Source organism: Mesorhizobium sp. M1E.F.Ca.ET.063.01.1.1 (assembly GCF_003998155.1).
Taxonomy (GTDB): domain Bacteria; phylum Pseudomonadota; class Alphaproteobacteria; order Rhizobiales; family Rhizobiaceae; genus Mesorhizobium.
Genome location: NZ_RZSC01000199.1, coordinates 1 through 9,049, shown reverse-complemented (window position 1 = coordinate 9,049; position 9,049 = coordinate 1). Strand labels below are relative to the sequence as shown.

General features: G+C 64.6%; 9 protein-coding genes. 1 reads left to right on the top strand and 8 read right to left on the bottom strand.

The features are described from left to right. From EOA29_RS16135 to tssA, 8 genes are all read right to left on the bottom strand, one after another. A partial coding sequence (locus tag EOA29_RS16135; protein ID WP_127221140.1) for an FHA domain-containing protein occupies window positions 1–185 on the bottom strand: 185 nt, incomplete at its 3' end. Then, window positions 185–1,264 carry a type VI secretion system baseplate subunit TssG gene (gene tssG, locus EOA29_RS16130; RefSeq protein WP_127221139.1) on the bottom strand — a complete coding sequence of 360 codons (1,080 nt, stop codon included), beginning with the start codon at window positions 1,262–1,264 and terminating at the stop codon, window positions 185–187. The genes EOA29_RS16135 and tssG, both read right to left, overlap by 1 nt. After that, the gene (gene tssF, locus EOA29_RS16125) at window positions 1,228–3,102 is read right to left on the bottom strand and encodes a type VI secretion system baseplate subunit TssF (protein WP_127221138.1); all 1,875 of its coding nucleotides are present in this window, start codon (window positions 3,100–3,102) and stop codon (window positions 1,228–1,230) included. The genes tssG and tssF overlap by 37 nt, the downstream gene beginning before the upstream one ends. A gap of 1 nt (window position 3,103) precedes the next feature. After that, on the bottom strand, window positions 3,104–3,859 hold the full coding sequence (gene tssE / locus EOA29_RS16120) for a type VI secretion system baseplate subunit TssE (RefSeq protein WP_127221141.1): 756 nt from the start codon (window positions 3,857–3,859) through the stop codon (window positions 3,104–3,106). After that, on the bottom strand, window positions 3,846–4,301 hold the full coding sequence (locus tag EOA29_RS16115; RefSeq protein ID WP_126095506.1) for an Hcp family type VI secretion system effector: 456 nt from the start codon (window positions 4,299–4,301) through the stop codon (window positions 3,846–3,848). Before EOA29_RS16115 ends, tssE begins: the two co-directional genes overlap by 14 nt. 48 nt (window positions 4,302–4,349) lie before the next feature. Then, window positions 4,350–5,855, bottom strand: coding sequence for a type VI secretion system contractile sheath large subunit (gene tssC, locus EOA29_RS16110; RefSeq protein WP_126095505.1), 1,506 nt, complete (start codon window positions 5,853–5,855; stop codon window positions 4,350–4,352). A 3-nt stretch (window positions 5,856–5,858) separates the two neighbouring features. Continuing rightward, a complete protein-coding gene (tssB, locus tag EOA29_RS16105; protein WP_127221137.1) occupies window positions 5,859–6,395 on the bottom strand; it encodes a type VI secretion system contractile sheath small subunit in 537 nt (178 codons plus the stop codon). A gap of 5 nt (window positions 6,396–6,400) precedes the next feature. Next, window positions 6,401–7,603, bottom strand: coding sequence for a type VI secretion system protein TssA (gene tssA, locus EOA29_RS16100; RefSeq protein WP_127221136.1), 1,203 nt, complete (start codon window positions 7,601–7,603; stop codon window positions 6,401–6,403). A 331-nt stretch (window positions 7,604–7,934) separates the two neighbouring features. Between tssA and EOA29_RS16095 the strand changes: the two genes are divergently transcribed. After that, on the top strand, window positions 7,935–9,049 hold a 1,115-nt coding region (locus tag EOA29_RS16095), incomplete at its 3' end, for an AAA family ATPase (protein ID WP_127221135.1).

Here is a 9,049-nt window from a genome sequence, read left to right as displayed (position 1 = left end):
GTCACGAAGTAGCCGTCGCGGCCGCCGCTGATCTTGCAATGCGCGCGCGAGACGAACATGTCGGGGTCGTCGATCTGCCAGCCGGCATCGGCGCTGCGGCCGATCACCAGTTCGCCCTCGTCCAGCCGGGTCTGTCTCACCACCTGGGAGCGTGGGCCCTGTTCGAGCGTCAGCAGCAGGCTCATCAGGCCACCTCCGCCATTTCCGGCCGCCAGCCGACGATGGTGCGCAGCTTGAGATCGTCGGCGTCGCCCCTCTCGGCGGGGCGCGCAAGCCAGGAGGTTCGGCCGAGCTGGACGGTTCCGATACGGGGGGGCGGCACGGCGTCGCGCGCAAGCACAATGCGCAAATCGACATCCAGCGCTTCCCCGATCATGTCGCGGACCGCTTTCTTGAAGACGGCGAGGCGCCGTTCGCCGGGCAGGAATGATTTGAAGTCGTCGAAGCTGAGCGGGCCGACGCGCAATTCGATCCGGCTCTGGCGGCTGAAAACGCGCGGGCCGATCGTGGCTCCGCGGCCGAGCGCCGCATAGGCCTTGCCAACGCGGCTCTGCAGTGTCGCTGGTATGGTGATCCAGGCGGCGACGAATTCCTTGATCTGAACCGGCACCTTGAAGGCCGTGGCGAGGAACAGCGTCAGCCGCTCCGCGCCGTCGACCTGGTTGGCGAGTGATCCCGCCTGGCGCAGCCGAACCGTGTCGAGCTCGGGATCTTGGGTGCCCGGAAGCCCGATCCCCGCCATGGCTTCGAGCATGGCGCGGACGCGTCCGCCGACCGAACGTTCGACCTGGACCGCTGGATGCGCGTCCGCCCAGGCCCGATAGTAGAGCGCTATCATCCGGTGCTGGAGGATGTTGACGAAATCGACGAAAGTCGTGTCGCTGGTCTGCTCCGCGTCGGCGCCGGTGAACCAGCGTTGCGACAGCCGGTCGAGCACCCAGCGCGTCAGATGCAGCGGCATGGGTCCTTCAGGCCCGAGCAGACCGAGATTGGCGACGGTCACCCGCGCCGGCGCCTTTTCGCCAGCCTCCTGGAATTTGACCACGTCCCTGGCTGAAAAGCTCAGGCGCACATGCTGGCCGAGCCGGGCCGGCTCGCGATTGGCCTGGCCGGAATAGCCGAACAGCCCGCCTTTCTGCTCCAGCCGGCGCAGCAGCTCGAAGAAGTCGAAGCCCTCCGACAGCGCCTCGGTCCCGCTCGGGCCCGTTGCGTTGGGAGCGGATCTGCCTAGATCAGGTAGCGATTGCCGGGCGTCATCGGCCATGGCACATCCTCCTGCTTCTGCAACAGCCGCGTGCGCGTCCGCACGAAGCCGTTTATTCCGGCGTGGCGGGCAAACAGCCGCGCAAGCAGGGCCGAAAGCAGCAGCGTGCTTTGCCCCGCCAGCACCGACTGGTCGACATGCAGCGTCACCTCCGTGCCCCGTCCGAAGCACATCGGCCCGTCGATCTTGAGCCGCTCGATGACCGGGCGCGAGTCGATGCGGGTGATCGAATGCACGTTGCGGGCAAGGCTCGGATCGCCGCGGTCGGCATAAAGATCGAGCAGCGCATGCAAAGGGTCAACCCCGCGGCCTTCCTTGGCGAGGCTCAGGAAGTTGAGCGAGAGCTGCGCCACCAGCCGCCAGGCGAGATTGTCGGCGCGGGACTCGCCTTCGGCGCCCGCCGGCAGCGATGCCGGGATCGCCGGCTGCGGCGGCCGCAACGCGCCGAGCAGCCTGACTGTCTCGACCGGGTCGGCCGTCTCCAGCGTCAGCGTCGGGGTGTCGTCCAGGATCGGCAGGTCGCGGTTGGTGCAGAGCGCCATCACGTCGAGGCGCCTGAGCGGCCGGTTGGCTGGGCTCCCCGTGGGCCGCGAGACCGCGAGGAACACATCGTCTCCCGTATAGGAGGTGCGGGTCAGGCCGTCGCGCCGCTCGTCTTCGGTGGCCCGGCGCGGGCGCCGCTCTGTCGAATAGACCCAGCCGCTGCCGCGGTTCTGCCCCAGGCTGAAAAGCTCGGGAATTTCGGCCTCGCTGCCTTCCGCGTCGGCGTCTTCCACCCGGGTGACGCGAAAAATCTCGAAATCCCTCGCCCGCGTCCGGTCGGCATGCACCACCTGCCGCGTCCTGCGCGGATCGATCTCGATGACGTTGCATTCGCGCTCGAAGAGATTGATGAGCGGCGTCACGAAGAGCTCGAAATCGGCCGGCGTCACGTCGGCGAGCTCGGGCACCGGGCGTCGGAACAGGAAGATGATCTCCAGTCCCGCCTCGCATTTGCGCACCACGGGCTGCAGGCCTGAGACCCGCACATAGTGGAAGCGTTCGGGGATCATGAAATATTCGCGCAGCAGCCGGTATCCCTCGAAGGTCGGGCGGGTGCGGGGCATCAACGCCTCGTCGTCGCGGATGCCGACCATCTCGGGCTCGGCCAGCGCCGACACTGGATTGGTCTTGCCTTCCGCTCGCGCGCCGACAGCCGAGCAGGCGCCGAAGATCGCGTCGAAGATGAGCGGCGCCTTGGTGCGCCCGGCGAAATAGAGATCGAGGCGATCAAGTGCGAGTTCGTTGAGCGTGCCCTTTCCCGTCCGGGCAAGCGCAATGCGCAGTGCAGCTTCGCCGCGCACGCCGCCGATGGGGCCGATGCCCGCCGCCGCCAGCCCGCTGCGGTCCTGGAAATAGCTGACCGAGGTGATCGCGATCGGCCACAGCGTGACCTCCTGCGCGGTGGTGAAAGTGCAGCGTGTCGACAGCCCGGGATGCAGGCTGGAGACCAGCCGCGTGCCGCGCCCGACCGAGTGGCCGGCGATCATCGACTGCACCTGCTGGCCGGGCTTCAGCACCGCCATCGCCGTTGCCGGCGCCGGCGTGACCAGATCCGGATAGAGCACGTCGAGCACGGCGCGCGAGAAGCGCGAGCGCTCGGCGTCCACCTTCAGTCGCGTGCGCGCGGCAAGGAACGCCACGCCGTCAAGCAGCCGTTCGACGTAAGGGTCGGGGCAGGGCACCGTGTCGAGGGAAAGGTTGCGGGCAATGGAGGGATGCATGTCGGCGAATTCCGCGGCCAGCGCGCGGATATGGGTCAGTTCCTCTTCGTAGTATTCCACGAAGACCCGATCCATTTCAGGTCTCCCTAAATTCGGTTCGCGCCAGGCCGTTGTCGAGATTGATCGTGGTGCGCAGCCGCATGCGTTCCGGCGTCGGCGTCATGATAAGCACGGCGTCGATCTCGATCTTCAGGCCGACGCTCTTGTCGCCGAGGGTGACATTGACCGTCGTTGCGCTTTCCTTGAGACGCGGCTCGAAGGTGGCAAGCACCGCGCGGATCTCGCGCGCCAAAGTATCGCGGTCGAAGTCCCTCGACGAGCGGCCGGAGAAGGACGGCACGCCATAGTTGACCACGCTGCGCCGCACCTCCGGGAAATCGGCGAGCGACGGCAGTTCGTCCAATGGCTGTTCGTGCTCGGCATCGGAAAGCATTGGAACGGATTCGAAACGTTCGGTGTTGAACAAGGCCTCGATGTCGCGCCGGACGGCTTCCCTGAGTACCCGCGCCGACACCACCACGCCGCGGCTTTCGATCTCGGCGCGGTGCTCGGACTGGAAGACCAGGCGGTGCAGGCGCCGCTTCTGGTCCGGCGTCAGTTCCGCATCGGCATCGACGGCGCGCGCGCTGCCGGCAAGAAGAGCCTCGACGCGCTCGGCGCCGAGTTCCTCCTGCAACTGTCGGCGCAGCCCCTCTATCTCCGAGGTCAGGCCGGGCAGATCGTTGATGAGGCGGTCCCAGAGAGAGGGCTGGACCGCCTCGCGCTTTGCCCGCGAACTGCCGGCCAGATGCGCCTTGTTCGCGCCGGGCCGCCTGGCCTCACTTGCCGACATAGACATCCATTTCGATCTCGTCGTCCTTGTCGTAGACGAACTTGATCTTCTTGTAGGCGAAGCTGACGTCTTCCTCGATCAGGTCGGCCTCATCCTCCGCCTGCCGCATGTCGTATTCCATGATCGAGGCATCGGTGAGCGTCACGACCAGATAGTCGCTGGTCTCGCCGTCGATCGTGCGGCGGGCCGAAAACACCACTTCGTCGAGCGCCTTGTTTTCGAACAGCGCCTTCTTCAGGTACGGCGACGACTTGTCGTAATGCTTGGTGAATTTGATCATCCCCATCGACACACGGCCGCGCCGCGAGAGCGAATTCGGGTCGTACGGAGCTACCATCTTGTAGTCGACGCCGTGGACTTCGATCTCATCTTCATGGCCGTCACGCTTGCTGGGGCCCTTGATATCCGGAACTTTCAAAAAACCATCGATCTTCACTGGCATTGTCTTTCTCCACCGCTTTCAAACGAAACAAGATGACTTTGCTGCATTTCAGCCCTTCACTGACGGCAGTTCCGACACCAGCCGGAGCGAGGCATTGATGCCTTCCAGCTGGTAGTGCGGACGCAGATAGAAACGGGCATTGTAGTAACCGGGCCGGCCTTCGACGCTGTCGACTTGAACCTCGGCCGCGGCCAGCGGGCGCTTGGCGCGCGCCTTGTCGTCGGCGAAGGCAGGGTTGGCCAGCACGTACCGGTTGATCCATTCGGTCAACCAGATCTGCATATCGGTGCGTTCCTTGAACGAGCCGATCTTGTCGCGCGCAATCGCCTTGAGGTAGTGCGCGAAACGGGACACCGGGAAAAGATAGGGCAGGTTGGCGGACAGCCGCTCGTTCGACTGCGCGTCGGGATCGACCAGGCGGCCGGCGCGGGTTTCGTCGTCCTGCAGCGAATGCGCGCCGATGAAGGCGGCAAGGTCGGTGTTCTTCCGGTGCAGGATCGGCATCAGGCCGAGCTTGGCCAGTTCCGCCTCGCGCCGGTCGTCGATGGCGACCTCGGTCGGGCATTTCATCGCGATCGATCCGTCGTCGGTCGGGAAGGCGTGCACCGGCAGGTTGAGCACCGTGCCGCCGTTCTCGACGCCACGGATCTGCGTGCCCCAGCCAAAGAGCTTGTGGCTGCGGTTGATGTTGACGCCCATCGGGAAGGCGGCGTTCATCCAGACATATTTGTTGTGGTCGCCACCCACCTCCTCCTCGAAGGTGAACCCTTTCACCGGAACGGTCTCGGTGCCGTAGGGCAGACGTGCCAGCACGCGCGGCATGGTGAGCCCGATATAGCGGGCGTCCTCGCTCTCGCGCAGCGACTGCCACGAGGCGTAGGCCGGGTTGTTCACGATCATCTGCAGGTCCTGCGGATTCGGCAGTTCCTGCCAGCTGTCCATGCGGAACAGGCGCGGCGAGGCAGCGGCGATGAAGGGCGTGTGCGCGGAGGCGCAGATGCCCGAAATGTTGCGCAGCAGGCCGACGTCGCGCGGATGGTTCGAGAATTCGTAGGCGCCGATGATGCAGCCGATCGGCTCGCCGCCCAGCATCGAATACTCGTCCGTGTAGACCTTCTTGAAGATCGGACTTTGATCCCACATCTGGCCTTCATAGTCTTCGAGCGTGTCGGCCAGTTGCTCCTTGGAGATGTTCATCACCCGGATCTTGAGCTTGGTATCCGTCTCGGTGTTGTTGACGAGATACCAGAGGCCGCGCCAGGTGCCCTCCATCTCCCGCACTTCCGGCGCGTGCAGGATCTCGTTGACCTGCGTCGTCAGCATCTTGTCGATGCCGGCGATCAGCGACTTGATCGACTTGATCGCGTTGGACGAGATCGTCGTGGTCTCGGAGCGCGACTGCGCGGCCAAAGCCAGGTTGCGCACCAGTTGCTGCAGCTTTTCACTGTCGTCTTTCTTGACCTTGAAATCCTTTTCAAGGAGTCCGCTGAATTCGCCGAGGTCTATCGCTTCCGCCTCGGCGGTGGCGGCTGCGGTCTTTTGCTGTTCAGCCATGACTTACTCCTCGCCCTTGCCGTCGGATATCGCCTGGTCGGCGATCTTGCTCAGCAGCGGCTCGTTGTTCAGAAGCTGCGCGATGCGCTTCTCGGCATCGACGCGGCCGTCCATGAAGCCGAGCAGTTCCTCGAGCTGGCGGCGCATCTTGAGGATCTCGGCCAGTTGCGGGACCTGTTCGGCGATCTTGTCGGGCGCGAAATCGCCCATCTTCGAGAAGGTGAGATCGACCGCGAGCTCCTCGTCGCGTTCGGCTCCCTCGGCTTGCGGCAGCGTGTTCTTCACCCGCGCCTTCACGCGCGGCCCCATGGCTTCCATGAATTTGGGGAAGCGGTTGGCATCGGTTTCGACGAGCTTGCGGTCCAGGACCGACTTCACCGCATCCTTGGTCTGTGAGGCGCCGGAAAGATCGGCCATCACGGCCATGACGAACGGCAGTTCGATCGTCGTCGGGCTGCCGTAGGTTTCGACGTCGTAGGCGATCTGCACGCGCGGCGCGCGGTTTCTTTCGATGACCTTCGCTTTGCTTTCTGCTGGCATGCTTGTTACCTTTCATCCTTCTGGGCCGGCTTCTTGGGATCGGGAACACCGGCAAGCAGCCGGAATTCCTTCAGCCCCGACGGGGCGAGATCTTCCATCAGTTCCACGAAATCCATGTGCACCATGCGGCGCACGCGGCGGGCGAGATGCGGTATCGGGCTCGACGGCTCCGTGCGGTCATAGAAGGCGACGACGAGGTCGAGGCATTTGACGACGTCGTCGCGCGAGGTGATCCGGTCGGGCAGCCCGGCGCCGGGTTCCGCATAGCTTGCCGCACTTGCCATCGCTTCGGCTCCCATCGCTTCGGCCCCCATCCCTTGGGCTCCGTGACCGTTTCCGGCCGGTGCTGCCGGTCCCGTCGGCTGCGCGGAGGGCTTTGCGGCCCCATTCGCAGCAGTGCCGACGGCCGAATTCCGCTCCAGCGTCGTCAGCAAACGCTGCAGGAACCGTCTCAATTCCGGGACGGCAGGGCTGTTGCCTTCGATACGCTTGTTGAGGGCGGTGTCGACTTCGTCGAGCGCGGCGATCGCCGCCCGGGCGTCGGCGAGCAGCGAGGTCATCGCGTCGCCGGCCTGATCGATCTGTGCCGCGCAGCCGCTGCGCACCCGGTTCAGGAGTTGGCTGTGAGCCGTCGCCAGCGCCGCCTTTTCGGAAGCGCTCAGCCCGGAAGCCGCTTCCTGCAGCATGACGCGCTCGTCGAGCGCGCCCTGCTCCAGATCGCGTCCGCTGATGGGCCCGACCTGACGCGGCGAGAAGAAGATCGTCTCGCGAAGGTTCGCCAGCAGGCCTCCCTGGCTGTTCTGGAGATCAAGCAATGCATTGATGCGGCGCAGGGCGGCGTCGCGCGGCGCCGCGTTCGGCCGCAATGCCGGATGCATCGTCTCCCAATACTGGTCGAAGGTGCCGGCAATCAGCTTCAGGCCCTGGGCGAGACCGGCCAGTCCCTCTTCGTTGGCGAGAGCGCGCGCGACGATGACCAAAAGGCGCAGATCCCGGCCGCGGGAGCGAAGCTCTTCCGCCTTGTCGAGGACAGAGGCCCAGTCGACCGGCGTTGATTGCGAAGTCGGCTTGTTGTTGCCGTCATGGACAACTTTGAGTAGCGGTTCGGTGAGGCGCTCCAGCTCGTGGAAGGCCGGGTCGTTGCGCAAATCCTCACCCGACGGATTCTCACCGTTCAGAGGATTCAGCCAGAGTGCGAGATCAATCACACTAACCCCCAGCCAGCGGCCCTGAGACCCTATGTGACGTAACGTTATCACCGGCCTCGCGCTACGACAATTGAGCAGCTGCTCAAAAACTAACGGATGCTAAACGCGACCGTTTTCTTCGGCGAAACCCATTGCGCGATTGCCGGGCCCGGTATGTGAAATGGCTCGCATAGCCCGGACGGCGATCCGGTGTTTGTTGCACGTGTATGCAAGACTTTTGTAACAGGGCGGTGCCGCCCGCACATATCCACGCGCCTTGCCCGTCACATGGCTTTGTCAAGTAGCCGCTTATATGGCAGGGTACGGTCGGCAGATTTCGGGAGCAGGTTCAATGGAACAGCGCCGATCATCGCAGAGCTTCAAGCGTAAGGAACTGGTCGCAAAGCTCAACGCCACGGGGGTGCGAGCCTTCAAGGCCGCGGCCGACACGGCCAAGTTGCGCGGCAATCCCTATGTCGAGCTCGTCCATTTCATTCAGCAACTGGTGCTGTCGGAGCGCTCGGACGTGCAGATGATCCTTGCCGATGCCGGCGTGGATGCCAGTCGTCTGTCAGCGGACATGACCCGCGCCATCGACAAGCTGCCCTATGGCGCCACCTCGGTGGAGGAATTCTCCGACCACATCTTCCACGCCATCCAGGAAGGCTGGAACCTGGCAACGCTGGAATTCGGCGTCGAAGAGGTGCGCAGCGCCCATATCCTGCTTGCCTGTCTGAAGACGCCGGTGCTGGAAGGCCTGGTGTCGAAGATCAGCGCCGAGTTCGACAAGATCGACGCCGATGGTGTCGTTTCCCGCTTCGCCGATGTCACCGAAGGCTCGCTCGAAGCCGGCTCAGCTCCCGCCGCAGCCGCCGCCGAAACGCCGATGAAGCGCGGTCCGGGCGGGGATTCGGCTCTGGCCAAATACGCCACCGACCTTACCCAGCGCGCCCGCGACGGCAAGATCGATCCGGTCGTCGGCCGCGATCCGGAGATCCGCCAGATCGTCGACATCCTGATGCGACGCCGGCAAAACAATCCGATCCTGACCGGCGAGGCCGGCGTCGGCAAGACGGCGGTGGTCGAAGGTTTTGCGCTGCGCATTGCCCAGGGCGATGTGCCGCCGACGCTGCAGAACGTCAGCGTGCGCATGCTCGATGTCGGGCTGATGCAGGCGGGCGCCAGCGTCAAGGGCGAGTTCGAGAAGCGGCTGAAGGCGGTCATCGACGAGGTCCAGGCGTCCGAGACGCCGATCATCCTGTTCATCGACGAGGCGCATACGCTGATCGGCGCCGGCGGTGCCGCCGGAACCGGCGATGCCGCAAACCTCTTGAAGCCTGCCCTGGCACGCGGCGAGCTTCGCACCATCGCGGCCACGACCTGGGCCGAATACAAGCAGCATATCGAGAAAGATCCGGCGCTGACCCGTCGCTTCCAGGTGGTCAAGATCGATGAGCCGTCTGAAGT